General features: G+C 72.2%; 22 protein-coding genes and 2 tRNA genes. 14 read left to right on the top strand and 10 right to left on the bottom strand.

The features are described from left to right. The first annotated feature begins 12 nt into the window (after window positions 1-12). Window positions 13-1,230 (top strand): sensor histidine kinase, encoded by a 1,218-nt coding sequence (locus ACFFXY_RS05165; protein WP_382346562.1) that lies wholly within the window; start codon window positions 13-15, stop codon window positions 1,228-1,230. 79 nt (window positions 1,231-1,309) lie between these two features. Here ACFFXY_RS05165 and ACFFXY_RS05160 read toward each other — a convergent pair. Next, window positions 1,310-1,391: transfer RNA gene (locus ACFFXY_RS05160), tRNA-Tyr, on the bottom strand. A 227-nt stretch (window positions 1,392-1,618) separates the two neighbouring features. On the opposite strand from ACFFXY_RS05160, the gene ACFFXY_RS05155 reads away from it, so the two are divergent. Both ACFFXY_RS05155 and ACFFXY_RS05150 read left to right on the top strand, forming a co-directional pair. After that, window positions 1,619-2,110, top strand: coding sequence for a YajQ family cyclic di-GMP-binding protein (locus tag ACFFXY_RS05155; RefSeq protein ID WP_359950534.1), 492 nt, complete (start codon window positions 1,619-1,621; stop codon window positions 2,108-2,110). A gap of 4 nt (window positions 2,111-2,114) precedes the next feature. Further along, window positions 2,115-2,300, top strand: a complete 186-nt coding sequence (locus tag ACFFXY_RS05150) for a hypothetical protein (protein ID WP_382346560.1) — start codon at window positions 2,115-2,117, stop codon at window positions 2,298-2,300. Here the strand turns inward: ACFFXY_RS05150 and recD2 are convergent. Further along, window positions 2,297-4,516, bottom strand: a complete 2,220-nt coding sequence (recD2, locus tag ACFFXY_RS05145; protein WP_382346557.1) for an SF1B family DNA helicase RecD2 — start codon at window positions 4,514-4,516, stop codon at window positions 2,297-2,299. The two genes, ACFFXY_RS05150 and recD2, sit on opposite strands and share 4 nt — an antisense overlap. Window positions 4,517-4,646: 130 nt before the next feature. Here recD2 and ACFFXY_RS05140 point away from each other — a divergent pair, with 130 nt between their 5' ends. Further along, window positions 4,647-5,324, top strand: a complete 678-nt coding sequence (locus ACFFXY_RS05140) for an exonuclease domain-containing protein (protein ID WP_382346554.1) — start codon at window positions 4,647-4,649, stop codon at window positions 5,322-5,324. A gap of 88 nt (window positions 5,325-5,412) precedes the next feature. Here the strand turns inward: ACFFXY_RS05140 and ACFFXY_RS05135 are convergent, their stop codons facing one another. Further along, on the bottom strand, window positions 5,413-6,189 hold the full coding sequence (locus ACFFXY_RS05135; RefSeq protein WP_382346551.1) for a hypothetical protein: 777 nt from the start codon (window positions 6,187-6,189) through the stop codon (window positions 5,413-5,415). 408 nt (window positions 6,190-6,597) lie between these two features. Between ACFFXY_RS05135 and ACFFXY_RS05130 the strand changes: the two genes are divergently transcribed. The 4 genes from ACFFXY_RS05130 to ACFFXY_RS05115 are packed head-to-tail and all read left to right on the top strand — an operon-like array spanning window position 6,598 to window position 9,603. Continuing rightward, a complete protein-coding gene (locus ACFFXY_RS05130) occupies window positions 6,598-7,095 on the top strand; it encodes a CarD family transcriptional regulator (protein ID WP_091049057.1) in 498 nt (165 codons plus the stop codon). A gap of 25 nt (window positions 7,096-7,120) precedes the next feature. Then, the gene (gene ispF / locus ACFFXY_RS05125) at window positions 7,121-7,606 is read left to right on the top strand and encodes a 2-C-methyl-D-erythritol 2,4-cyclodiphosphate synthase (protein ID WP_382346548.1); all 486 of its coding nucleotides are present in this window, start codon (window positions 7,121-7,123) and stop codon (window positions 7,604-7,606) included. Between the two features lie 20 nt (window positions 7,607-7,626). Next, entirely contained in the window at window positions 7,627-8,451 is an 825-nt protein-coding gene (locus tag ACFFXY_RS05120) for a tetratricopeptide repeat protein (RefSeq protein WP_382346545.1), read from the top strand. A gap of 42 nt (window positions 8,452-8,493) precedes the next feature. Then, entirely contained in the window at window positions 8,494-9,603 is a 1,110-nt protein-coding gene (locus ACFFXY_RS05115; RefSeq protein WP_382346542.1) for a fumarylacetoacetate hydrolase family protein, read from the top strand. 63 nt (window positions 9,604-9,666) lie between these two features. Here the strand turns inward: ACFFXY_RS05115 and ACFFXY_RS05110 are convergent, their stop codons facing one another. Further along, window positions 9,667-10,161 carry a RidA family protein gene (locus tag ACFFXY_RS05110; protein ID WP_382346539.1) on the bottom strand — a complete coding sequence of 165 codons (495 nt, stop codon included), beginning with the start codon at window positions 10,159-10,161 and terminating at the stop codon, window positions 9,667-9,669. 2 nt (window positions 10,162-10,163) lie between these two features. Further along, on the bottom strand, window positions 10,164-10,322 hold the full coding sequence (gene sp36 / locus ACFFXY_RS05105) for a Sp36 family protein (RefSeq protein ID WP_181245771.1): 159 nt from the start codon (window positions 10,320-10,322) through the stop codon (window positions 10,164-10,166). 291 nt (window positions 10,323-10,613) lie between these two features. On the opposite strand from sp36, the gene ACFFXY_RS05100 reads away from it, so the two are divergent. Genes ACFFXY_RS05100 through ACFFXY_RS05090 form a run of 3 tightly spaced genes read left to right on the top strand, consistent with a single transcriptional unit; the run spans window position 10,614 to window position 13,112 of the window. Continuing rightward, a complete protein-coding gene (locus ACFFXY_RS05100; RefSeq protein ID WP_382346536.1) occupies window positions 10,614-11,030 on the top strand; it encodes a hypothetical protein in 417 nt (138 codons plus the stop codon). A gap of 14 nt (window positions 11,031-11,044) precedes the next feature. After that, window positions 11,045-11,998 (top strand): ArsA-related P-loop ATPase, encoded by a 954-nt coding sequence (locus ACFFXY_RS05095; protein ID WP_382346533.1) that lies wholly within the window; start codon window positions 11,045-11,047, stop codon window positions 11,996-11,998. Next, window positions 11,988-13,112, top strand: coding sequence for an ArsA family ATPase (locus ACFFXY_RS05090; protein WP_382346530.1), 1,125 nt, complete (start codon window positions 11,988-11,990; stop codon window positions 13,110-13,112). The genes ACFFXY_RS05095 and ACFFXY_RS05090 overlap by 11 nt, the downstream gene beginning before the upstream one ends. A 106-nt stretch (window positions 13,113-13,218) precedes the next feature. On the opposite strand, the gene ACFFXY_RS05085 is transcribed toward ACFFXY_RS05090, so the two are convergent. After that, window positions 13,219-13,545, bottom strand: a complete 327-nt coding sequence (locus tag ACFFXY_RS05085; RefSeq protein ID WP_359950511.1) for a WhiB family transcriptional regulator — start codon at window positions 13,543-13,545, stop codon at window positions 13,219-13,221. A gap of 341 nt (window positions 13,546-13,886) precedes the next feature. On the opposite strand from ACFFXY_RS05085, the gene ACFFXY_RS05080 reads away from it, so the two are divergent. Next, complete coding sequence (locus ACFFXY_RS05080; RefSeq protein ID WP_382346527.1) at window positions 13,887-16,349, top strand: penicillin-binding protein; 2,463 nt, start codon at window positions 13,887-13,889, stop codon at window positions 16,347-16,349. A gap of 88 nt (window positions 16,350-16,437) precedes the next feature. Here ACFFXY_RS05080 and ACFFXY_RS05075 read toward each other — a convergent pair whose 3' ends face one another. From ACFFXY_RS05075 to ACFFXY_RS05065, 3 genes are all read right to left on the bottom strand, one after another. Then, window positions 16,438-17,136 (bottom strand): ABC transporter ATP-binding protein, encoded by a 699-nt coding sequence (locus tag ACFFXY_RS05075; protein ID WP_382347396.1) that lies wholly within the window; start codon window positions 17,134-17,136, stop codon window positions 16,438-16,440. A 183-nt stretch (window positions 17,137-17,319) separates the two neighbouring features. Continuing rightward, on the bottom strand, window positions 17,320-18,249 hold the full coding sequence (locus ACFFXY_RS05070; protein WP_382346524.1) for an endonuclease/exonuclease/phosphatase family protein: 930 nt from the start codon (window positions 18,247-18,249) through the stop codon (window positions 17,320-17,322). 121 nt (window positions 18,250-18,370) lie between these two features. Then, a tRNA-Ser gene (locus ACFFXY_RS05065) sits at window positions 18,371-18,461 on the bottom strand. 108 nt (window positions 18,462-18,569) lie between these two features. Here ACFFXY_RS05065 and deoD point away from each other — a divergent pair. Then, complete coding sequence (deoD, locus tag ACFFXY_RS05060; RefSeq protein ID WP_382346521.1) at window positions 18,570-19,277, top strand: purine-nucleoside phosphorylase; 708 nt, start codon at window positions 18,570-18,572, stop codon at window positions 19,275-19,277. 44 nt (window positions 19,278-19,321) lie between these two features. Here deoD and ACFFXY_RS05055 read toward each other — a convergent pair whose 3' ends face one another. Beyond that, a complete protein-coding gene (locus ACFFXY_RS05055) occupies window positions 19,322-21,376 on the bottom strand; it encodes an acyltransferase family protein (protein ID WP_382346518.1) in 2,055 nt (684 codons plus the stop codon). Between the two features lie 159 nt (window positions 21,377-21,535). Here ACFFXY_RS05055 and ACFFXY_RS05050 point away from each other — a divergent pair, with 159 nt between their 5' ends. Continuing rightward, entirely contained in the window at window positions 21,536-23,059 is a 1,524-nt protein-coding gene (locus ACFFXY_RS05050) for an acyl-CoA carboxylase subunit beta (RefSeq protein ID WP_382346515.1), read from the top strand. The last annotated feature ends 12 nt before the right edge of the window (window positions 23,060-23,071 follow it).

Raw genomic sequence — 23,071 nt, 5'->3', positions numbered from 1 at the left:
ACCTTCGAGCCCATGAATGCTCCCAGGGCGGCCGCGGGCGGCCGTTTCAACCGGCTCGTGATGCGGCTGCTGAAGATCGGCACGGTCTCGGGTCTGCTGCTGGTGCTGCTCGCGGAGATGAGTTCGCACATGGTCGGCGAGAAGCCGCCGTACACGTCGTGGGTGTCGTGGGTCCAGTGTGCGACTTCGCTGTACGCGATCGGCGTCTACACGTGGTACCGCCCGGGGCGCAAGACGTGGATCGCGGTCGCGGCGGTCGTGTCGCTCGCGGCGACGGGGATCGACGCCGTCTTCGACCAGGGGCCGCGCGGGGTGGGCACCGCGGAGCTGATGGCGCTGGGCCTGCTGCTGCTGTTCGCGGTGCGCCATTGGGACGCGGCGCCGGGCCGGTGGGTGGCGTTCGCGCTCGGTGCGGCGATCCTGGTGATCGGGGTGCGCCTGTTCGTGTACGACGGGTCGGCGGTGGCCGGGACGGTGCTCATCGGCATGGGCATCTCCACGGTGGTCGGGTTCGGCGCGTATCTGCGGAGCATGGACAAGCTGCGGCGGGAGACGCAGGAGGAGGTGCGGCGGGCGGAGCGGCTGGAGTTGGCGCGGGAGATGCACGATTTCGTGGCGCATCACGTGACGGGGATGGTGGTGCTGGCGCAGGCGGGGCAGGTGGCGGCGACCGATCCGTTGAAGTCGTTCGCGGACATCGAGGAGGCGGGGCTGGCGGCGCTGGCGTCGATGCGGCGGATGGTGCGGATGCTGCGGGACGACGACGCGGCGGGGGGTGTGAACCCGTTGGGGGACTTGTCGCAGATCGAGGACCTGGTGGACCGGTTCACGCGGGAGGGGACGGACGCGTCGTGCTTCATCTCGCCGGAGTTGGCGGGGGCGGTGGCGCCGGAGATCGCGGCGACGGCGCACCGGGTGGTGCGGGAGGCGTTGACGAACGTGCGCAAGCACGCGCGGGGGGCGACGCGGGTGCGGGTGGTGGTGGCCGCTGCGGGCGGGCAGGGTGTGGAGGTGTCGGTGCGGGACGACGGCCGGGCGGCGCGGGGCAGGCTGGGCCGGGAGGCGCTGGCGGCGTCGGGCGGGGGTCTGGGTCTGGTGGGGTTGCGGGAGCGGGTGGAGACGGTCGGGGGGCAGTTGCGGGCGCAGCCGCGGCCGGAGGGCGGCTGGGAGACGGCGGCGTGGCTGCCGCGGGCGGTGCCGGAGGTGCCGGTCGGCACCGCGGGATCGTAGATCCTATTTCCTATAGGATGTAGGGTTCCGTGCGGCGGGAACGTGAAAGGCCCGCATCGGGTGATGCGGGCCTTGTCGGTGGCAGGTGCAGGATTCGAACCTGCGAAGTCGATGACGGCTGATTTACAGTCAGCTCCCTTTGGCCACTTGGGTAACCTGCCGTGGCGTGTAGCGAGAGCAAGAATAGCGTCCCCTCCCACCGGGTCCGCAAGCGGGTTCTCCCCCGTTGAGACGGCGTTCACTGCCCGGGCCGCGGGCGCGGTCGCCCGGTGCGGCGGCCCCGGACTAAGCTTGGCGGTCGCGCCCCTTGCGCGGCGCGCGCCGCCGCGCCCGCGGCCGCCGCAGCGCCGATGCTGAGCCGCCTACGACACTGGAAGGACCGGACGCCATGGCCGACGCCTCGTTCGACATCGTCTCCGAGATCGATCTCGCGGAGCTCGACAACGCGATCAACCAGACCCAGCGGGAGCTGGGGACCCGGTTCGACTTCCGCGGGACGGGCGCGGGGGTGGAGCGCTCGGGGGACGAGGCGGCCGTGATCTCGGCCGAGACCGAGGACCGCGCGAAGGCGGCCCTGGACGTCCTGAAGGAGAAGCTCATCAAGCGGGGCATCTCCTTGAAGGCGCTGGACGCGGGGGACCCGCGCCAGTCGGGCAAGGAGACGAAGATCGACGTCGCGTTCAAGCAGGGGATCTCCACGGAGGACGCGAAGAAGATCGGGAAGATCATCCGCGACGAGGGCCCGAAGGGCGTGAAGCCGCAGGTGCAGGGCGACAAGCTGCGGGTGACCGGGAAGAAGCGGGACGACCTCCAGGAGGTCATCGCGCTGCTGAAGGGCAAGGACCTCGAAGTGGCGCTCCAGTTCACGAACTACCGCTGACGCTATGGACGTCTCCGACCTGGTCGCGCTCGCCCTGTTCGTGGTGGGCGGGGGCCTCGTGGCGCTCATGGTCGTGGTGACGCAGCGCTCGTACAAGAAGGACGAGCGCTCGGAGTTCTGGGTGGTGTACCCGACGGCGAAGGGCGAGCGGCCCGCGGACCGGCGGGTCGAGGCGCCGCAGGAGGACTAGGCCGCGAGGCGGTGCGTCAGGCCCGTGTGGCGCTTCCCGGTGCCCGCGGTGCGCACGGCGACGGCGAGGGCCTGCTTGGAGCCGACGAGGACGACGAGGCGTTTCGCGCGGGTGATGGCCGTGTACACGAGGTTGCGCTGGAGCATCGTCCAGGCGCTGGTGGTGACGGGCACGACGACCGCGGGGTACTCCGAGCCCTGCGAGCGGTGGACGGTGAGCGCGTACGCGTGCTGGAGTTCGTCGAGCTCGGTGAACTCGTATTCGACGTCCTCGTCCTCGTCGGTGCGGACGGTGAGGGTCTGGGCGACCGCGTCGATGCCCTGGACGATGCCGATGGTGCCGTTGAAGACGCCCGCTTTGCCCTTCTGGTAGTCGTTGCGGATCTGCACGACCTTGTCGCCGGTGCGGAAGACGCGGCCGCCGTGGCGGCGTTCGGGCAGGCCCTCGCGGGCGGGCGTGAGCGCTTCCTGGAGGCGGGCGTTGAGGTTCCCGGCGCCGGGGCCGCCGCGGTGCATGGGGGCGAGGACCTGGACGTCGCGGACGGGGTGGAGGCCGAAGCGGGCGGGGATGCGGCGGGAGACGATCTCGACGATCCGGTCGGCGACGAGGTCGTTGTCGTCGCATGCGAACCAGAAGAAGTCCGGGTAGCCGTCGAGTTCGGGGAACTGGCCGCGGTTGACCTTGTGGGCGTTGGCGACCACGCCCGACTCGGCGGCCTGCCGGAAGATCCGGGTGAGGCGCACGCGGGGGATCGTCTCGGCGGCGAGGAGGTCGCGGAGCACTTCCCCGGAGCCCACGGACGGCAGCTGGTCGACGTCGCCGACGAGCAGCAGGTGCGCGCCGGGCGGGACGGCCTTGACGAGCTTGTTCGCGAGGACGGTGTCGAGCATGGAGGACTCGTCGACGACGAGGAGGTCCACGTCGAGGGGGTTGTCGCGGTCGTAGGCGGCGTCGCCGCCGGGCCGCAGTTCGAGCATCCGGTGGAGGGTGCGGGCCTCGAACCCGGTGAGCTCGGCGAGGCGCTTCGCGGCGCGCCCGGTGGGGGCCGCGAGCATCACCTTCGCGCCCTTGGCCCGCGCGAGCGCCACGATCGAGGACACCGTGAACGACTTGCCGCAGCCGGGCCCGCCGGTGAGGACCGCGACCCGCTCGGTCAGGGCCAGGCGCACCGCGTCGGCCTGCTCGGGGGCGAGTTCGGCGTCGGTGCGGCGCCGCAGCCACGCGAACGCCTTGTCCCAGTCGACGCCGCCGAAGACGCCGAGCCGGTCCTCGCCGGTGCGCAGCAGCGCGAGGAGCCCCGCGGCGAGGCCGCGTTCGGCGTGGAAGAACGGCGCGAGGTAGCGGGCGGGGACGGTGGCGTCGCCGACGGGCACGTCCTCGGCGATCACCCGCTCCCCCGCCGCGGCGAGCTCCGCGAGCGCGGCCGCGACGGGCCCGGAGGGCTGGGCGAGGAGTTCCACGGTGTCGGCGACGAGGTTCGGGGCGGGCAGGAAGCAGTGGCCGCCGTCGGAGGCCTGCGAGAGCGTGTACTGGAGGGCCGCTTTGATGCGCTCGGGGGAGTCCTCGGGGACGCCGACGGCGCGGGCGATCGCGTCGGCGGTCTTGAAGCCGATGCCCCACACCTCGTTGGCGAGCCGGTAGGGCTCGTTCTTGACGACGCCGATCGACGCGTCGCCGTACTGCTTGTAGACGCGCACGGCGAGGGAGGTGGACACGTCGACGGACTGGAGGAACACCATGACCTCCTTGATGGCGCGCTGCTCCTCCCATGCGGCGCCGATGGCCTTGGTGCGCTTGGGGCCGAGGCCGGGGACCTCGATGAGGCGGCCGGGGTCGGCGTCGATGACGTCGAGGGTCGCGGTCCCGAAGTGGGCGACGATCTTCGCGGCGGTCTTGGGGCCGACGCCCTTGACGAGCCCGGACCCGAGGTAGCGCTCGATGCCCTGGACGGTGGCGGGCAGTACCGTCCGGTAGGACCACACGTCGAACTGGCGGCCGTACTTGGGGTGGCTGGTCCAGCGGCCGGTGAGCGACAGGGACTCGCCGACCTGCGCGCCCAGGAGCGGCCCGACGACGGTCACCAGGTCGGGGCCGCCGCGGGCGGGGCTGGCGCGCGCGATCGTGTACCCGGTCTCCTCGTTCGCGTACGTGACGCGTTCGAGCACGGCCTCCAGGACCGTGCCCGGCGCGTCGTCCTTCCGATGCTCCTGCGCCATCCCGCAACGGTAGCGGCGGGGTCCGTCACGCCCTTTCGAACACCGGGGCCGTCTTGCGCGGTTCGCGGCGGTTCGTCGTGCGGGCCAGCGCATCGGCGGGATTGTCGGTGGCGGCCGGTACCGTGTGGACATGAGCGAGCGATGGTTTGAGGGGCCCCTGCTGGGGTTCGACACCGAGACCACGGGCGTCAGCGTCGAGCGGGACCGGATCGTGCAGGCGGCCGTGGTCACCGGCACGGGCAGCGCGGTGTGGCTGATCGACCCGGGCGTCCCGATCCCCCCGGGCGCGACGCGCGTCCACGGCATCACCGACGAGCAGGTGCGGGCGCAGGGGCGGCCCCCGGCCGAGGCGCTCGCGGAGGTCGCGGCTGCGTTGCGGGCCGCGGCGGACGCGGGCACGCCGGTGGTGGCGTTCCGCGCCGGGTTCGACTGCACGCTCCTGTCGTACGAGCTGGAGCGCCACGGCCTGGAGCAGCCCGCGTGGGAGCGGCTGGCGGTCGTGGACCCGTCGGTGCTCGACAAGCGCGTGGACAAGTACCGGCGCGGCAAGCGCACCCTCGGGGCGACGTCCCTCCAGTACGGGGTCGTCCACGACGGGGCGCACTCCGCGGCCGGGGACGCCGAGGCGACGGTGGCGCTGGCCCGTGCGATCGGGGCGCTGTACCCGGAGGTCGGCGACCTGACGCCGCAGGACCTGCACGCCTCGCAGGTGCGGTGGCACGCGGAGGACGCGGCGAGCCTGGAGGCGTACTTCAAGCGCAAGGGCCGCGACGAGACGGTGGACCGGCGGTGGCCGCTCCAGCGGTGAGCGCGCCCCGGGCCTGAGACGCGGGGAAGGCCCGAGGCCCCGGTCCGCGCGGACCGGGGCCTCGGGTCGAAGCTGCTGGGCGCCGGGCCTAGTGGCCTTCGGCCTCCTCGGCGGGCTCGTAGTACTCGCGGTCCTCGTCGCCGGTGGTGTCCTGCCCGGTGGGCAGGGCCGCGAGGACCTCGGAGCCGTCGGCGAACACGAACTTGACCCACAGCTGGGAGCCGACGGGCAGGTCGGTGCCGAGGTCTTCGACGAGGAGGTAGTCGCCGTCCTCGACGGCCTGGTCGAGGCGCACGTACTCGGCGGGGGCGATCGCGATGTCGATCGCGGGGTCGCCCTCGAACGCGGGCTCCTCGACGGCGGGCTCCTCGGCCGCGGACGACTCGGCGTCCCCGGACGGCGTCTCGGCGCCCGTCTCGGTCTCAGTGCCCGTCTCGGTCTCGGAGGCGTCCCCGGAGGGCTCCTCCTCCGCGGAGGTCGCGGGCTCGACCGGGGCGGTCGGGCTCACGAACGTGACGGTGCCGGCCCACAGGGAGTCGTCGGACTCCTCGGCGTCGGCGGCCGCGTCCTCCTCGGTCGCGTACGCGTAGACGCCGGTCAGGCTGACCTCGGCGTCGCCCTCGTTGCCGATCCACACGCGCAGGGCGGCGCTGTCGCCGACGGCGTAGCCCGCGGCGGAGTCGAACTCGACCTGGAGGTCGCGCAGCGCGAGGTCGCCCTCGTCGACGTTCACCCCGGCGATCGCGCTCACCTTCATGTCCGTCTGGGTCTCGTTGCCCGCGGCGCACGCCGACAGCGCCGCCGCGGCGGCGCCCGCGAGCGCGATGGCGGCCGCGCGGCGGGCCGTGATGATCCCCTTGGCCACTGCTGGTCCTCTCCGAGTTCCGACAGGAATGCTCACGACAGCGTAGACGACTCGCTCTCACCTCTCGCCCGGGCCGGTGCGGCGGTGGAACGCACGTCTCAGGGACCGGCCGGTCCCGTTGCGGCCGTGCCGCATCCGGGGCGGCGGCCTACTGCCGGGGCCGTCCCGGGCGGTTACGGTTCGTCCGCAGCCGCGAACCCGCATCCGGGCGCCGCGTCCGCGGGGCGGCGGCGCGCACGGGGGAGCGACCTGGGCCTCATTCGCCGCATCCGCCCGCCGCCCGAAAGCCCAAGGTGCCGTAGAGTAATCAGTCACATACCAATTGACCAGGGAATTCGTGGCGATCCGATGTCGGGAAAACCCCGGCTGCCGTGTTAGGCTAGACACAGCGAAAGGGGTTTCGATCCTATGGGTTTTAGTGTCGGCGAGACCGTTGTCTACCCCCACCACGGGGCCGCACTCGTTGAAGCTGTAGAGACTCGCACCATCGGTGGTATCGAACAGGAATACCTCGTGCTGCGCGTCGAGCAGGGTGACCTCACGGTCAAGGTTCCAGCCAAGAACGTCGAGCTCGTCGGCGTCCGGGAAGTCGTCGGCGCCGAGGGCCTCGAAGAGGTCTTCGAGGTGCTGCGCGCCCCCCACACCGAGGAACCCACCAACTGGTCGCGGCGCTACAAGGCGAACGTCGAGAAGCTGGCCTCCGGTTCCCCGCTGAAAATAGCAGAGGTCGTCCGCGACCTGTGGCGGCGCGACCGCGAGCGGGGCCTCTCGGCCGGGGAGAAGCGCATGCTCTCCAAGGCCCGCGAGATCCTCACCGGCGAGATCGCCCTCGCCGAGGACTGCGTGAAGGACGAGGCCGACAACATCCTCGACAAGGTCCTGCTCCAGGAGGCCCCGGTCAAGTAGACCGGCACCGCCAGCAGACCGCACCGTGAGCAGTCCCAATACGCCCTACGTCATCGGGCACGGCACCGACGTGCACCGCTTCGACACCGCGCGGCCCTGCCGCCTCGCCTGCCTCGAATGGCCCGGCGAGGCCGGGCTGGCCGGGCACTCCGACGGCGACGCGGCCGCGCACGCGGCCTGCGACGCCCTGCTCTCCGCCGCCGGGCTCGGCGACCTCGGATCGAACTACGGCACCGACCGCCCCGAGTGGGCCGGCGCCTCCGGGGCCGCGCTCCTCGCCGAGACCGCCCGCCGCGTCCGCGACGCTGGATGGGCCGTCGGCAACGTCTCCGTGCAGGTCGTCGGCAACCGGCCCCGCCTCGGGGCCCGCCGCGCCGAGGCCGAGGACGCCATGGCCGCCGCGGTCGGCGCCCCCGTCCGGCTCTCCGCCACCACCACCGACGGCCTGGGCTTCACCGGACGCGGCGAGGGCCTCGCCGCGACCGCGGTAGCGTTGCTGTACCAGCCCTGAGACCTGTCCGGGAGTAGCCCATGGACGCCGACCCCAACCGCACGGTCGCCGAGCACCTCCAGAGCGCCGAGCTGCTCTACGAGCTCGGCCAGGTGCCCGACGCGCGCGCCGAGGCCGACGCGGCCCTGCGCCTCGACCCGCTCAGCCCCGACGCGAACGCCATGGCCGCCGCGTGCGCCCTCGCCGACAACGACCCCGACGAGGCCCTCGTGTACGCGGGCGCGGCCCTCGCGCAGACCCCCGGGCACCGCCGCGCCATGATCACCCGCGGATACGCGCTCGCCGACGCGGGCCGCAAGGACGAGGCCATGCAGGCCGCCGCGTCCCTCCTCGACCTCGACCGCACGTCCTGGCTCCACCACGTCCACTACGCGCTCATCACCCGCCGCGCCGGGGCCGCCCAGCCCGCCCTCGACGCCGCCTGGAACGCCGTGAACATCGCCCCCGACCAGCCGCGCACCCACCGGGTCCTCGCCGCCATCGCCGAGGACCTCGGCATGGACGACCTCGCGAGGCGCTCGCGCCGCGCCGCCGCCGAGCTCGACCCCGGGCTCGCCGTCGAGGACAACGTGCACGTGCTGCCGCCCGAGGCCCGCCGCGTGCGCCGCCGCTGGGTCGACGCCGACGCCGACGACCCGGCCTGGCGCGGGAAGCTCTACGGCCGCGGCCTCTTCCGCGGGGCCCTCGGCCGGTCCGTGCTCCTGGGCGTCGCCGTCGTCTTCGCCGTCCCCGCGCTCCTGGGCTCCGAGATGGACTCGACCGTGCGCCTGTGCTTCGCGGCCGTCGCCGTCGCCGCATGGGTGGGCTGGTTCACAGTTCTGCGCCGCCACCGCCGCCCCGAGTGACCTCGGGGCGCCCGCGCTCGTTAGTCCTTCACCACCGATCCGATGGAGGACACCAAAGTGACGACGTGCTGGGTTCCCGGGGCCGACGAGAGCCCCTACAACATCCACAACCTGCCGTTCGGGGTCTTCTCGACCGCCGACGAGACCCTGCCGCGCATCGGCGTGCGCATCGGCGACCACATCCTCGACATGCACAAGGCGGTCCTCTCCGGCGACTGCCAGACCTGCGCGGCCTGCACCGCCCTGCGCGACCCGGCCCTGAACCGGCTCCTGTCGCTCGGCAAGGCCGCGTGGAAGCAGGTCCGCGCCCAGGTCCAGGAGGCCCTGACCGAGCCGAGCCTCCAGGACGTCGCCTCCGACTGGCTGACCCCCGTCGGCGAGGCCGTCATGCACGCCCCGCTCCTGGTCACCGACTACGTCGACTTCACCATGCGCGCCCCCGGCTCCGACCGGGTCTACCCGCGCGCCTCCAACGGCCGCCCCTCGACGCTCATCCCCTCCGGGATGGACCTCGTGCGGCCCGCCGGGCACCGCCGCGGCGAGGACGGGCAGGCCGTGTTCGGCCCCACCCGCGCCCTCGACATCGAGGCCGAGGTCGGGTTCATCATCGGCGGCGAGTCCGAACTGGGCCGCCCCGTCTCCCCCGACGAGTTCGAGGACTACGTGTTCGGCGCGGTCCTGCTCAACGACTGGACCGCCCGCGACTTCCAGGAGCTGGAGACCGACGGCCTCGGGCCCGTCGCCTCCAAGTCCTTCGCGACGTCAATGAGCGCCTGGATCACGCCCATCGAGGCCCTGAACGCGGCCCGCACCGCCGCGCCCCAGCCCGCGCCCGACATGGCCTCCTACCTGAAGGAGTCCGACCGGTACGGCTTCGACCTGCACCTGGACATCCACGTCAACGGCGTGGCCGTCGCGGGCGCGGACTTCGCCGAGGCCTGCTGGACGCCCGCGCAGCAGCTCGCGCAGCTCACCGCCGGCGGCGCGGTCCTGCGCCCCGGCCTCATGTACGGGTCCGGCGAGGCCGTCACCGGCCAGTGGCGCCTGGAGAACGGCGACGTCGTCAAGGTCACCGCCACCGCCCCCGGGCCCCGCGGCACCTCGATCGCCCTCGGCGAGGTCGAGACCCGCGTGCTCCCGTCCATCACCTGACCGACAGCGCACCGGCCGGTCCCCTGCGGGACCGGCCGGTGCGGACGGATGCGGATGAGAACGCTAGACCAGGACCGTCTTCGCGCTCGGGGCGAGCCGGGCGATCAGCTCGACCTCGACGGGGGCGTCCAGCGGCAGGACCGCCACGCCCACCGCGCTCCGCGCGTGGACCCCGGCGTCGCCGAACACCTCGCCGAGGAGCTCGGAGGCCCCGTTGACGACCTTCGGCTGGCCCGTGAACTCCGGCGCCGACGCCACGAAGCCCACGACCTTCACGATCTGCACGACCTCGTCGAGCGGCGCCACCGACGCGACCGCCGCGAGCGCGTTCAGGGCGCAGATGCGCGCCAGGTCGTACGCGTCCTCCGGGTCGACCTCCGCGCCGACCTTCCCGGTCGCCTTGAGGGCGCCGGCGACCATCGGCAGCTGGCCCGAGGTGTAGACGTGGTCGCCCGCGCGGACCGCGGGCTGGTAGGCGGCGACCGGCGGCACGACCGCCGGGAGCTCCAGGCCCAGGCGCGCGAGCGCCTCCGCAACGGCCCCTTCGACACCCGCCACGGCTACTGCTCCTTCTTGCGCTTGAAGTACGCCACCAGCTGCTCCGAGTTCTGGCCCGGCAGGACCGTCACCAGTTCCCAGCCGTCGTCCCCGAACGTATCGAGGATCATCTTGGTGTTGTGGATCAGCAGCGGCGCCGTGAGGTACTCCCATTTCTCCATGCCGCCCACAGTACGGCGTCTTGATTCGCCCGCGGCGCACCGCTACGCTCAGAGTGCGTCGCCTCCCCGAAGAGTCCCCGCGGCCCCCGTGCCGCACCAGTGAACCAGGGAGTCCCCATGTCGTCAGACACTGCGGCGCCGTCGTCAGGGGCGCAGCCGCCAGGGGCGCGATCGCCGCAGCCGCGACCGCAGGGCGCCGCCGAGGCGCCGTCCGCGGGGCGCGTGCCGCGCCAGGAGCCCGCGCCGCGGCCGACCGGCCCGCCCGGCCCCGCACCCGAGCATTCAGGTCTCATGTGGACCGTCATCACGGCGGTGGCCGTCGTCCTGTTCTGCGCCGCGGTCGTCTTCGGCGCGACCCGCCTGTTCATCGGCGACGCGTCCGGCGACGTCACCGACACGCCCGAGCACACCGTCTCGGCGTTCCTCGGCTCGCTCCTGGACGACCGCGACGCCGAGGCCGCGGCCGCGTGGCTGTGCACCGACAAGGCCGACCGCGACCTGGGCTCGGCCGTCGCCGCCATGGCCGACGCCGCCGACCGCGGCTTCGAGTGGGGCGAGGTGGCCGAGACCGGCCGCACCGTCGGTGCGGCCACCGTCACGGCCGAGATCGGCATCGACGGCGGCGCGTCCCCGGCGACCTGGGCGTTCACGCTCGTGGCCGAGGAAGGCGACCCGCAATGGCTCATCTGCGGGATCGCCGCCGGATGACTAGACTCCGATGAATGACTGCCTCTGCGCTCCCGGTGCCGCGCCTGCACATCGTCACCGGGAAGGGCGGCACGGGGAAGACCTCGGTCGCGGCGGCGCTCGCCCTGGCGCTCGCCGGGCCCGGCAGGCGGGTCCTGCTCGTGGAGGTCGAGGGCAGGCAGGGCATCGCGCCCCTGTTCGGGGCCGCGTCCCTCGGATACGAGGAGCGGCACCTCGCGGCGGGCACGGGCGGCGGTGAGGTCTTCGGGCAGTCGGTGGACGCCGACGAGGCGCTCCTGGACTACCTGACGCTGTTCTACCGGCTCGGCTCGGCCGGGCGGGTCCTCCAGAAGTTCGGGGCCATCGACTTCGCCACGACCATCGCGCCGGGCCTGCGGGACATCCTGCTCACCGGGAAGCTCAAGGAGGCCGTCTCGCGCGCGGAGTCGGGGCGGATGGCGTACGACGCGGTCGTCCTCGACGCGCCGCCGACGGGCCGGGTCGTGAAGTTCCTCAACGTGACCGTGGAGTCGGGGCGGCTGGCGAAGACCGGGCCGATCGGGAAGCACTCCAGGTCGGTGGCGCGGATGCTGCACTCGTCGCTGACGAACGTGCACCTGGTGACCACCCCCGCGGCGATGCCCGTGCAGGAGACCGTGGACGCGTACCGGGAGCTCGCGGCCGCGGACCTGCCGGTGGGCCGCATCCTCCTGAACAAGGTCGCGGGCGCGAAGTCCGGCGAGGTCGCCGAGGAGGAGCTCGCCGCGGGCCTGGCCCGCGCCGGGATCGCACCGGACGGCGCGCTCGTGGCCGGGCTCATGGCCGAGTACGGGGCGGCGCGCGAGGAGATCCGCGCCGTCGACGCCTACCGGGACCGCCTGGAGCGGCTCGGGCGGCCCGTCGAGGAGCTGCCGCTCCTGCCCGAGGGCGTGGACCTGTCGGGCCTGTACCAGCTGGCGCGCGCGCTCGGGGGCCGCAATGAGCAGTGACGTCCTCGATGTCGACGCCCTCCTGGGCGACCAGGGCAAGCACGTCATCGCCTGCTGCGGCTCCGGCGGCGTGGGCAAGACCACGACCGCCGCGGCCCTGGCGCTGCGCGCCGCCGAGGTCCACGGGCGGCGCACCGTCGTCCTGACGATCGACCCGGCCCGGCGCCTGGCCCAGTCGCTGGGCATGGAGGCCCTCGACAACACGCCCCGGCCGGTCGCGGGCGTGCGCGACGGGTCCCTGGACGCGATGATGCTCGACATGAAGCGCACGTTCGACGAGGTCGTGGCCTCCCACACCTCGAAGGAGCGGGCCGCGGAGATCTTCGCGAACCCGTTCTACCAGGCGGTGTCCTCGACGTTCTCGGGCACGCAGGAGTACATGGCGATGGAGAAGCTCGGGCAGCTGCGCGCGACCGGGCAGTGGGACCTCATCGTCCTCGACACCCCGCCGTCGCGCTCGGCCCTGGACTTCCTCGACGCCCCCGCGCGCCTGGCCCGGCTCCTCGACGGCCGCGTCATCCGCCTGCTCTCGGCCTCCACGCCCGGCGCGCGCCGCTCGATGCTCTCGCTCATGGGCGCGAGCGCGGCGGTGTTCACGCGGGTGTTCAACAAGGTCCTGGGCGGGCACCTGCTCACCGACGTCGCGGAGTTCACGGCGAGCCTGGAGGACACGTTCGGGGGCTTCCGCAAGCGGGCGGAGGCGACGTTCCGGGCGCTCCAGGACGACCAGACGTCGTTCCTGGTGATCGCGGCGCCGGAGCCGGCCGCGGTCGGCGAGGCGGTGTACTTCACGCGGCGGCTCACCGAGGAGCGGATGCCGCTCGACGGGATGATCCTCAACCGGCTGACGCCGCTGGCCGCGGACCTGTCGGCGGAGCGGGCGCTGGGGGCGGCGGCGCAGCTGGAGGAGGCGGACCCGGAGGACCCGGTGGCGGCGGTGCTGCGCACGCACGCGGACCTGGCGCGGCGGCGGGCGGCCGAGGAGCGGGTGGCGGCCCGGTACGCGGCGGCGTGCCCGGAGGTGGCGCAGCGGTGGCTGCCGTCGCTGGGCGTGGAGGTCGTGGACCTGGCGGACCTGCGGGCGTTCGGGGCGGCGGCCGCGGGCGTGGAGTGAGCGGTCGTCCACAGGCTGTGGACAACCCTCTGGACATGGACGCGCCCGGACGGCTGGGCCGTCCGGGCGCGAAAGCGTATACGGCCGCCGATGCGCGGCCCGCCGGTCAGAAGTTGAGGTTCACCGGTATCCGGCGTCGGCTGCTCTTGCGAGCGCTCCGCTGCTCCTCGTCGAGGGCGACTTCGAATATGGCCCGCCAGGAGCGGACGTCGGAATGCTTGCGCAGGAGCGCTCTCCGTTCCCTTTCGGTCATGCCGCCCCACACGCCGAACTCGATGCGATTGTCGAGTGCGTCGGCAAGGCATTCAAGCCGGACCGGACAGCCGCGGCATACCTTCTTCGCATTGTTCTGCTCCGCCCCTTGTACGAACAAGGCGTCAGGATCTCCATCCTGACAAAGTGCCTTGGTCGTCCAGTCGATCAGCAGTCCCATCTGCATGACCTCCCCGTGAGATCTACCCTTCATACCCCCCGACGACTACAGTCGAGTGACCTCTCGATCACACAACGTCGCCGTCAGAACGGACCCTACACCTCTTGTAAGTGTTTGACTACTCTCCGAGACGAAAATCGGACTCCATGGGACGGCTTCACCCCTACGGTTCGCTTAGCGAATGCGACTCGCGATAATAACGATTCCAATACGGGGGCACCCTCGATCCGCGTTCACGGCGTACCACTTCTGGGCGCCGCCCTGCGCGGATTCCGCGGCCGTGCTCAGCACAAGTGCCCGGCAGTCCCCGCCCTTCCCGACGTCCGTTCTAATCTGAGGCGGTGGAGACCTTGAAACGCGACCGCAGTCCCCTCGGGGATGCCGTAGCCCTGCTCGTGTGCGGTGTCCTCGCCGGAATCCTGGCGGCCGCGGCCGCCTTCCCCCTGGCGGGGCTGTTCGGCATGGCCGCCGAGAACGGCATCCAGTCGTTCGAGTCGCTGCCGACCGAGCTCACCAAGCCCACGCTGCCGCAGACGTCCTATGTGTACGCTTCTGACGGAGAGACCCTGATCACCTCCTTCTACGAGGAGAACCGCCGCGAGGTGACCCTCGACGAGGTGTCCCCGCTCATGATCGATGCGCTGCTGGCCGCCGAGGACTCGAAGTTCTACGAGCACAACGGCGTCGACTGGGCCGGCATCATCCGCGCCGCGGTGGCGAACCAGGGCGGCGACTCGCAGGGCGCGTCGACCCTCACCATGCAGTACGTGCGCAATACCCTGATCTACTCGGCCTCAACCATCGACGAGGTCATCGCCGCCTCCGAGGACACGTACGAGCGCAAGCTCCGCGAGGCCCGGTACGCCATGGCGATCGAGGACTCCATGTCCAAAGAGGACATCCTTGAGGGGTATCTGAACGTCATCTACCTCGGCAACCAGGCGTACGGCGTCCACGCCGGCTCCTACTCCTACTTCAACAAGCCGCCGAGCGAACTGGAGCTGTGGGAGGCCGCGACCCTCGCCTCGCTCCCCAAGTTCCCCTCCTACGCCGACGGCCTCCTCGACGGCGAGGGCGACGACTCCCAGATCATGGAGCGCCGCAACTGGATCCTCGACCGCATGGCCTCCCTCGGCTACATCGACCAGGCCGACGCCGACGCCGCCAAGGAGCAGCCCCTCGGCCTCAACCCGCGCCCCGTCCGCAGCGAGTGCGTCGACGTGGCGACCTCCAACTGGGGCTTCTTCTGCGACTACTTCAAGGCCTGGTGGGGCGATCAGGAGCTGTTCGGCGAGACCGAGCGCGACCGCATCTCCCTGCTCAAGCGCGGCGGCTTCCGCATCGTCACCTCCCTCGACGCCGAGCTCCAGAACGACGCCACGGAGCGCCTCGCCGACGAGGTGGACGTGGACAACTCCGCGACCCTCGGATCGGTGACCATCACCCCGGGCACCGGGCACGTCAGGGCCATGGCCGTCAACCGCGTCTACAGCCTCGACCAGACGGACAACGGTCCACGCACCGACGGGGACGACTCCAAGCCCTCCAACTACCCGAACACCACCATCCCGCTGCTCAGCGGCAACGAACGGGTCGCCGGGTACCCGGCGGGCTCGACGTTCAAGATGTTCACCATGCTCGCGGCCCTCGAAGAGGGCTGGCCGCTGGAGACCCGCATCCCCTCGCCGGGGAGGTACACCTCGCACTACCTCACGGCCGCCGACGACCCGTCCGCGTGCGGCTCGGTGCTGGAGAACGACCAGAAGCACTGGTGCCCGTCCAACGACGGCAACTGGTCGGCCTCCCCGATGAACATGTGGGGCATGTTCGGGCGCTCCTCGAACACCGCGTTCGTGCAGCTCCAGGAGATGGTCGGAACCAGCAAGGCGTACGACGCGGCCAAGCGCGCCGGGATCGACTTCTACAACAACGAGGGCCTCGACGCCCGCGTCGAGAGCGGCACGCTCGACGACTACGGCGTCTTCACCCTCGGGTTCGACGCGACCACCCCGATGGACATGGCCGAGGCGTACGCCACGGTCGCCGCGGGCGGCCTCCACTGCAACCCGCTGCCGGTCATGCAGGTCATCGACGCCACCGGTGAGGAGTGGGCCGAAGCCTCTGCGCCCCAGTGCGAACAGGCGTTCCCCGAGGAGGTCGCGTACGCGGCCGTCAGCGCCGGGCGCTGCGTCGTGGGCCAGAGCGCCGACGGCACCCAGTGCTCCGGCAACGGCACCGCCGCCGCCTACACCGGCGGGTTCGACCGGCCGCTGTTCGGCAAGACCGGCACCTCCGACTCCGACCGCGCCTACTGGTTCATCGGCTCGACCCCCAACGCCACCACCGCGACGTTCGTCGGCGACACCGACGCGACCTACCGGTCCGGCACGGCCACAGCGGGGTTGAAGGTCTCCGTGAAGGAGGTCGGCGTCGCGATCCTCAAGAAGGCCGTCAAGGGACTCGACGAGGAGGGCTGGCCGAAGCCCTCGGACGAGATGGTCAACGGCAAGAACCTCACCTCGATCCCGTCCGTCAGCTGCATGGACGCCGACGAGGCCCGCTCCCGCGTGGCGAACGCGGGCTTCGACGCCTCGATCGCGCCGGGCAGGTTCGAGTCCGACTGCAAGGAGGGCGAGGCCTTCGCGACCTCCCCGTCCGGTTCGGCGCCGAAGGGCGCCCCGGTCTACATCCTCGTCTCCGACGGCTCCGGTTACGAGGAGGAGCCCACCGGCGACGAGACCACCGGCGGCCCCGGAGGCGGGGGCGGCGGCGGAGGCGGCGGCGGAGGCGGCGGGGGCGACTGACCCGCGGCCCTGACGGGCTTGCACCACAACGGGAGAGGGCCCGCGCCGTATGGCACGGGCCCTCGTTTTCCTTGGGAGGGTGTAAGGCTCAGGGGGCCGTGGACACGAGGGTGCCGGGGCCGGGCTCGTCGGTGGGGACCGCGACGTGGTTGCCTTCGCGCAGTTCGCCGTCGCGGATGGTGACCGCGCGCTGGGCGCGCTCGGCGACGTCGTGGTCGTGGGTGATCATGAGGACCGTCAGGCCCCCCGAGTGCAGCTCGTCGATCGTCGCCAGGACCGCGTCGGCGGTGTGCGAGTCGAGGTTGCCGGTGGGCTCGTCGCACAGCAGCAGGCTCGGCTCGGCGGCGAGGGCGCGGGCGATGGCCACGCGCTGGCGCTCGCCGCCCGAGAGGGTGGTGGGGAGGGCGTCGAGGCGGTGGCCGAGGTTGACCAGTTCGAGCTTCTCGCGGGCGATCTGGCGGCGCTTGCGGCGCGGGATGCCCTGGTAGACCAGGGACATGGCGACGTTCTCGGTGGCGGTGCGGTGCGCCATGAGGTGGAACGACTGGAAGATGAACCCGATCTTGTCGGCCCGCAGGCGGGTCCGCATGGACTCCTTCATCGCCGACGTGTCGTGCCCGTCGAGCCAGTAGGTGCCCGCGGTGGGGGCGTCGAGCAGGCCCAGGAGGTTGAGGAGCGTGGACTTGCCGGAGCCGGAGGGGCCGACGATCGCGACGTACTCGCCGTCGGCCACCTTGAGGTGCACCGGTTTCAGGGCCTCGACCGGGGGCGGGCCCGGGTAGGTCATGCCGACGCCGTCGAGCTCGATGAGCGCGCGCGGGCCGGGGTCGGCCTCCGGCGACGCGGCGACGCGGGCGAACACGGCGGTGTCGTCCGCGGCGCCCTCCGCGGTCACGGTCGGCAGGATCAGCGTGGCGTCGTTCTCGGTCACGTCAGTGAGACGCCGCGGCCGCGGCGCGGGGTTGCCCGGTCAGAAGGCGAAATCCGCGGAGACCGGCCGGTGGTCCGAGGCGGTCGCGTCGAGGACGCCCGAGCCGGTCGCGTCCAGGCCCCGGTACAGGACCTGGTCGATGCGCGCCAGCGGCGTGTCCGCGGGCCAGGTGAACCCGAAGCCCTTCCCGGCCGACGCCTGCGCGGATTCGAGCTGGTACGTGATCGGCGCGAGGGACCGGTCTTGGACGGTGCCGTTCAGGTCCCCCGCGAGGACGACCCGGTCGAGCTCCTCGTCGGCGATGGCCTCGCCGAGGAGCTCGGCGGTCTCGTTGCGCTGCTCGGAGGTGAAGCCCTCGGAGTTGACGCGCACCGACAACAGGTGGGCGACGTAGAACGCGACGCTCTCGCCGTCGATGTCGACCGCGGCCCGGAACGCGCGCGCCCACCCGAGGTTGAGGTCCACCTCGTTCGAGTCGGTCACCGGGTACACCGACCACAGGGCGACCGTGCCGTACGCGACGGAGTACGGGTACCGCTCGGCGAGCGCGTCGCCCCAGGCGATCCGCTGGTCCTCGGTGAGCTCGACGAGGACGATCACGTCCGGTTCGGCGGCGAGGAGGGTCGCGGCGGTGGCCTCGGTGTCGGTGTTCTCGGCGTTGACGTTGTGGGCGACGACGCGGAAGTCGCCCTCGCCGTCGTGCTTGTCGGGGATGAGGCTCGCGTACATCTGGAACCACACCATGGCCGGGAGGATCGCGCAGACGATCGCGAAGGGCCTGCGCCGGACCGCGGCGAGGAGGATGAGGACCGGGACGCCGAGGCCGAACCAGGGCAGGAACGTCTCGATGAGGCTGCCGAGGTTGTACCAGCGGTTGGGGATGAAGCGGTGCAGGAGCAGGATCGCCGCGAGCAGCAGCGACAGGGCGATGACGACGCCGCTGTAGATCTTCCCGCCGGTCTTGGCCATCCCGGTCCGCCCTTCGCACGGTCGGCGGCCCGCACCGGCCGCTCTGGAGTTTCGACAGCCTAGCGGGACGCCGCCAGGAACGGCGAACGCCGGGCCTCGGTGAGGCCCGGCGTTCGGACGTTGGCGGTAGCGGTGGGATTTGAACCCACGGTCAGGGGTTACCCGACACTCGCTTTCGAGGCGAGCTCCTTCGGCCGCTCGGACACGCTACCGCCGAAAACGTTACCGGATCGGCGATGCGGGCGCGCAACCGGGATCGGGCGATTCAGCTCACAGGTGGTCTCCGGGAATTCATGGGATGTTTATGAGAGGCTGGCGGCATGACTGCACACATCTCCGCCGCACCCGGCGACATCGCCGAGAGCGTCCTCCTGCCCGGGGACCCGCTGCGCGCGAAGTGGATCGCCGAGACCTTCCTCACCGAGGCCGAGTGCTACTCCGAGGTCCGGAACATGTTCGGGTTCACCGGCACGTACAAGGGGAAGCGCGTCTCCGTCCAGGGCACCGGGATGGGCCAGCCGTCCGCGTCGATCTACACGCACGAGCTGCTCGACGTGTACGGCGTCAAGACCGTCGTCCGGGTCGGCTCGGCCGGGGCGATCCACGACGACATCGAGCTGCGGGACGTCGTGGCGGGGATCGGGGCGTCCACGAACTCCTCGATGAACCGCATCCGCTTCAACGGGGTCGTGGACTACGCGCCAGTCGCCGACTTCGGGCTGCTGAGGAACGCCGTGGACGCGGCCGCCGCGCGCGGCGTGAACATGCACGTGGGCCAGTTGTACTCCTCCGACACGTTCTACACGGACGCGCCCGAGGTGGAGGCCAAGCTCGCCGACTACGGCATCCTCGCGATCGAGATGGAGGCCGCGGCGATCTACACGCTGGCGGCGAAGTTCAAGGCGCGGGCGCTGGCGCTGTGCACGATCTCCGACCACATCCTCAAGGGCACGGAGCTGCCCGCGGCGGACCGGCAGGAGTCGTTCTCGGAGATGGTCGAGATCGCCCTCGACGCCGTCACCGCGTAGCGAGACCTCAGGCAGGCCCGGTCCGAGCGGACCGGGCCTTCGCGCTATCCGAGGGCCGCGGCGAGCTCGGCCTCCAGGTAGGGGCCGAGGGTCGCGGCGTACGTGTTCGTCAGGTGGGCGTCGTCGCGGTAGACCAGGACGTTGCCGACGACGGGCGCGCAGGTCTCGGGGCCGCAGATCGCGTCGGTGAGGTCGATCTTGTGGACGCCCTCGGGGACGTCGAGCTCCGCGAACGCGCCCTCCTCGTAGTAGGAGTCGCGGTCGACGGCGCACTCGGCGGACTCGGGGCCGTGGAGGTCCACGCACAGCGGGATGTCGAAGCGGGGGCTCGGGGTGTCGCGGACGACCGCGACGCTCGTGCCCGTCGCGAGGAGCTGCTCGTACCGGTCGGTGTAGTCGGGGAACGTCTCGTACGCCTCGTACCCGACGCGGGAGCCGTAGGTGAAGACCAGGTCGGGGGCGAGGCCGCCGATCTCGGCGACGACGGCGTCGTTCCAGGCCGCGCAGGAGCGGTACCGCTCCTCGCCGAGGTCCTCCTGGCCGGTCTCGATGATGCACGCGTTCTTCGTGTACGCCACGACGTGCCAGTTCCGGGACTCGGCCGCTTCGAGGACCGCCGGGAGCCACTGCCAGATCTTCGAGCCGCCGTACATGACCACGGTGGCCGCGGCCTCGGCTTCAGGGGAACCGAAGTCGCAGCGGATCGGCTCGTACCCCTCCATGGTCTGGTTGCAGTCGCCCGAGAGCGCCGGGTCGTAGTCCTCGGCCGCGTCGAGCGTCGAGGGCGCGAAGTCCGCTTCGGGGAAGGCGGCGTCCTCGGCGAGCGCGGCGGCCCCGGGGTAGCGGGCCGGGTCGGCGGCGGCCTCGGCGAGGCGGGCCCGCTCGTGGGCGATGTACCAGGTCATGGACGCGCACGCGGCGAGGACGAGCGCGATGCACGCGGCCCCGAGCGCGAACGCGCCGCGCGCGGTCGACTGGCCGAGCCCGGAGGCGGGGAGGCGGACCTCCACGGCCCAGTGCGTGAGCGCGGCGAGGACCGTGGCCGCGGCGAGGATGAGCAGGCCGCCGGCCAGGGTGGCGGTGTCGCGGCCGGTCGCCGTCAGGTAGCAGACGAGGATCGGCCAGTGCCACAGGTACAGCGTGTACGAGAGGGTGCCGAGGCGCTGGAGCGGCCACGTGTTGAGCAGCAGGCCCGCGCCCTTCCCTGGCGCGGCGGTGGCGGCGACGATGACCGCGCAGGCCCCGGCGACGGGCGCGAGCGCGGCCCAGCCGGGGAACTGGGTGGATTCGAGGAACGCGCCCGCGAGCACGAGGACCGCAACCCCGGCCCAGCCCAGGGCGACGGCGGCGAGGCGCGGGAGGCGCGCGGTCCAGCCCCGCACGGCGGGCCGCAGGGTCAGGGCGAGGAGGCCGCCGGCGGCGAACTGCCAGATGCGGGCGCGGGTGTCGAAGTACGCGTACGCCTGGTTCTCGGCGGTCTCCCACAGCGCGAACGCGAACGAGGCGGCGAGGACGAGTGCGAGGACGGCGGCGACGGTACGCATCGGCGGGAGCCCGGCGCGGCGGGCGGCCCACAGGACGAGGCCGACCAGGACCGGCCAGAGGATGTAGAACTGGGTCTGGACGCCGAGGGACCAGTAGTGCTGGACGATGCTCGCGCCGTTGTTGGAGGACAGGTAGTCCACCGAGTGCGCGGCGAGGTTCCAGTTGCCGTAGTAGAGCGCGGACGCGGCGATGTCGCCGAGCTGCTGGCCCCAGGTGGCGCGCGGCAGCCACCAGAGCACCATGAGGACGGTGCCCGCGGCGACGACGAGCGCGGGCGGGAAGATGCGCCGCACGATCCGGGCCGCGTACGGCAGGTATCCCGGGCCCCGTCCGGCGTCGGCGGAGCGCAGGAACCCGGCGGTGATGAAGAACCCGGACATGAGCAGGAAGATGTCGACGCCGCCGGAGACGCGGTCGAACCAGATGTGGTAGACCGCGATGACCGCGATGGCGAGGCCGCGGAGGCCGTCGATCTCCCGCAGGCGCGGGGGCCTGGCGGCGGTGGCGCGGCCCGCGCTGTCGGCCGCGGGTTCGGCGGTGGAGGTGGCGCTCATGGGTCTCCGGGGCGTGGCGGGGGGCGGTCGCTGCGGGGGTGTCGACACCGAGCGTAGAAGGCGGTTCGCGGATGCGTTGACACGGGGCTCCGGGCGGGCCACAATATCCATGACCTTAACGATCGTTCAGGTCGGAGGATCGTCAAGGAGGACGTCATCGTGGACTTCAGCGGGGACTACCCGGCCGAGCGGGCGCGCATCGAGCGCGGCGGGGCCGAGAAGTACCACCAGGCGGCGGCTGCGGCGGGCAAGTACCACGCCCGCGAGCGGATCAGGCGCCTGTGCGACCCCGACTCGTTCCGCGAGGACGCCCTGTGGGCCAACCCCGACCCCAGCCTGCCTGCCGACGGCGTGGTCGTCGGGTCCGCCACCGTGCAGGGGCGGCCGGTGCGGATCGTCGCCAACGACTCCACCGTCAAGGCCGGGTCGTGGGGCGCGCGCACCGTCGAGAAGATCATCCGCACCATCGAGGCCGCCCAGCTTGAGCAGCACCCGATCGTCTACCTCGTGGACTCCGCGGGCGCGCGCATCACCGACCAGGTGCAGCTGTTCCCCGGCCGCCGCGGGGCCGGGCGGATCTTCCACGAGCAGGTCCGCGCCTCCGGGAAGATCCCGCAGGCGTGCGCCCTGTTCGGGCCCAGCGCCGCCGGGGGCGCGTACATCCCCGCGTTCTGCGACATCGTCGCGATGGTCGACGGCAACGCGTCCATGTACCTCGGCAGCCCGCGCATGGTCGAGATGGTCACCGGCGAGAAGACGACCCTGGAGGACATGGGCGGGGCCCGCGTCCACACCGAGCGGTCCGGGGTCGGGCACTTCCTGTGCCGCAACGAGGACGAGGCCATCGCTGACGTGCGCCGGTGGCTGTCGTACCTGCCGTCGAACTGGACGCAGCCCGCGCCGGTGCGCGCGGCCCGCCCGCCGCTCCCGGTGGACCTCGCCGCGGCGATCCCGCCCAGCGAGTCCGCGCCGTTCGACATGCACGCGTTCCTCGACGGCCTGGTGGACCGGGACTCGGCCCTGGAGGTGCAGGCGCGGTGGGCCGGGGAGCTCATGACCGTCTTCGCGCGCCTCGACGGGCGGCCGGTCGGCATCGTCGCCAACAACTCCGCGGTCCGCGGCGGCGTCCTGTTCTCCGACTCCGCGGACAAGGCCGCCCGGTTCGTGAGCACGTGCGACGCGTTCAACGTGCCGCTGTTGTTCCTCGCCGACGTCCCCGGGTTCATGGTCGGCTCCGCCGTCGAGCACGCCGGGATCATCCGCCACGGCGCCAAGATGATCGCCGCCGTCGCCGAGGCCACCGTCCCGAAGATCTGCGTCGTGGTCCGCAAGGCCTACGGCGCGGGGCTGTACGCGATGGCCGGGCCCGCGTTCGGGTCCGACGCGGTGCTCGCGCTCCCGACGGCGCGCATCGCCGTCATGGGCGCCGAGGCCGCCGTCAACGCCGTGTACGCCAACAAGATCGCCGCGATCGACGACCCCGCCCAGCGGGAGCAGTTCGTCGCCGACCGCCGCGCCGAATACGAAGCCGACGTCGACCTGCGAAGGCTCGCAGGAGAACTCGTCGTCGACGACGTCCTCGCCCCCGAGGAGCTGCGCGATGACCTCATCGCGCGGTACCGCCGGCTGACCCACAAGGACCGCCGGTTCGCCGACCGCCGACACCCGATCACACCGGTGTGAAACAGGAGCCAG

The sequence above is a fragment of the Glycomyces mayteni genome, from assembly GCF_042428885.1.
GTDB classification, from domain to species: Bacteria; Actinomycetota; Actinomycetes; order Mycobacteriales; family Micromonosporaceae; genus Glycomyces; species Glycomyces mayteni.
Note: the sequence above shows the minus strand (reverse complement) of the source record. Positions and strands in the feature narration are given on the sequence as shown.

What these genes read in the sequence shown, in the direction of transcription:
- ACFFXY_RS05165 (WP_382346562.1), top strand. Translation starts at nt 13, where the DNA reads ATGAATGCTCCCAGGGCGGCCGCGGGCGGCCGTTTCAACCGGCTCGTG.
- ACFFXY_RS05155 (WP_359950534.1), top strand. Translation starts at nt 1,619, where the DNA reads ATGGCCGACGCCTCGTTCGACATCGTCTCCGAGATCGATCTCGCGGAG.
- ACFFXY_RS05150 (WP_382346560.1), top strand. Translation starts at nt 2,115, where the DNA reads ATGGACGTCTCCGACCTGGTCGCGCTCGCCCTGTTCGTGGTGGGCGGG.
- recD2 (WP_382346557.1), bottom strand. Translation starts at nt 4,516, where the DNA reads ATGGCGCAGGAGCATCGGAAGGACGACGCGCCGGGCACGGTCCTGGAG.
- ACFFXY_RS05140 (WP_382346554.1), top strand. Translation starts at nt 4,647, where the DNA reads ATGAGCGAGCGATGGTTTGAGGGGCCCCTGCTGGGGTTCGACACCGAG.
- ACFFXY_RS05130 (WP_091049057.1), top strand. Translation starts at nt 6,598, where the DNA reads ATGGGTTTTAGTGTCGGCGAGACCGTTGTCTACCCCCACCACGGGGCC.
- ACFFXY_RS05120 (WP_382346545.1), top strand. Translation starts at nt 7,627, where the DNA reads ATGGACGCCGACCCCAACCGCACGGTCGCCGAGCACCTCCAGAGCGCC.
- ACFFXY_RS05115 (WP_382346542.1), top strand. Translation starts at nt 8,494, where the DNA reads ATGGAGGACACCAAAGTGACGACGTGCTGGGTTCCCGGGGCCGACGAG.
- sp36 (WP_181245771.1), bottom strand. Translation starts at nt 10,322, where the DNA reads ATGGAGAAATGGGAGTACCTCACGGCGCCGCTGCTGATCCACAACACC.
- ACFFXY_RS05100 (WP_382346536.1), top strand. Translation starts at nt 10,614, where the DNA reads ATGTGGACCGTCATCACGGCGGTGGCCGTCGTCCTGTTCTGCGCCGCG.
- ACFFXY_RS05095 (WP_382346533.1), top strand. Translation starts at nt 11,045, where the DNA reads ATGACTGCCTCTGCGCTCCCGGTGCCGCGCCTGCACATCGTCACCGGG.
- ACFFXY_RS05090 (WP_382346530.1), top strand. Translation starts at nt 11,988, where the DNA reads ATGAGCAGTGACGTCCTCGATGTCGACGCCCTCCTGGGCGACCAGGGC.
- ACFFXY_RS05085 (WP_359950511.1), bottom strand. Translation starts at nt 13,545, where the DNA reads ATGGGACTGCTGATCGACTGGACGACCAAGGCACTTTGTCAGGATGGA.
- ACFFXY_RS05075 (WP_382347396.1), bottom strand. Translation starts at nt 17,136, where the DNA reads ATGACCTACCCGGGCCCGCCCCCGGTCGAGGCCCTGAAACCGGTGCAC.
- ACFFXY_RS05070 (WP_382346524.1), bottom strand. Translation starts at nt 18,249, where the DNA reads ATGGCCAAGACCGGCGGGAAGATCTACAGCGGCGTCGTCATCGCCCTG.
- deoD (WP_382346521.1), top strand. Translation starts at nt 18,570, where the DNA reads ATGACTGCACACATCTCCGCCGCACCCGGCGACATCGCCGAGAGCGTC.
- ACFFXY_RS05055 (WP_382346518.1), bottom strand. Translation starts at nt 21,376, where the DNA reads ATGAGCGCCACCTCCACCGCCGAACCCGCGGCCGACAGCGCGGGCCGC.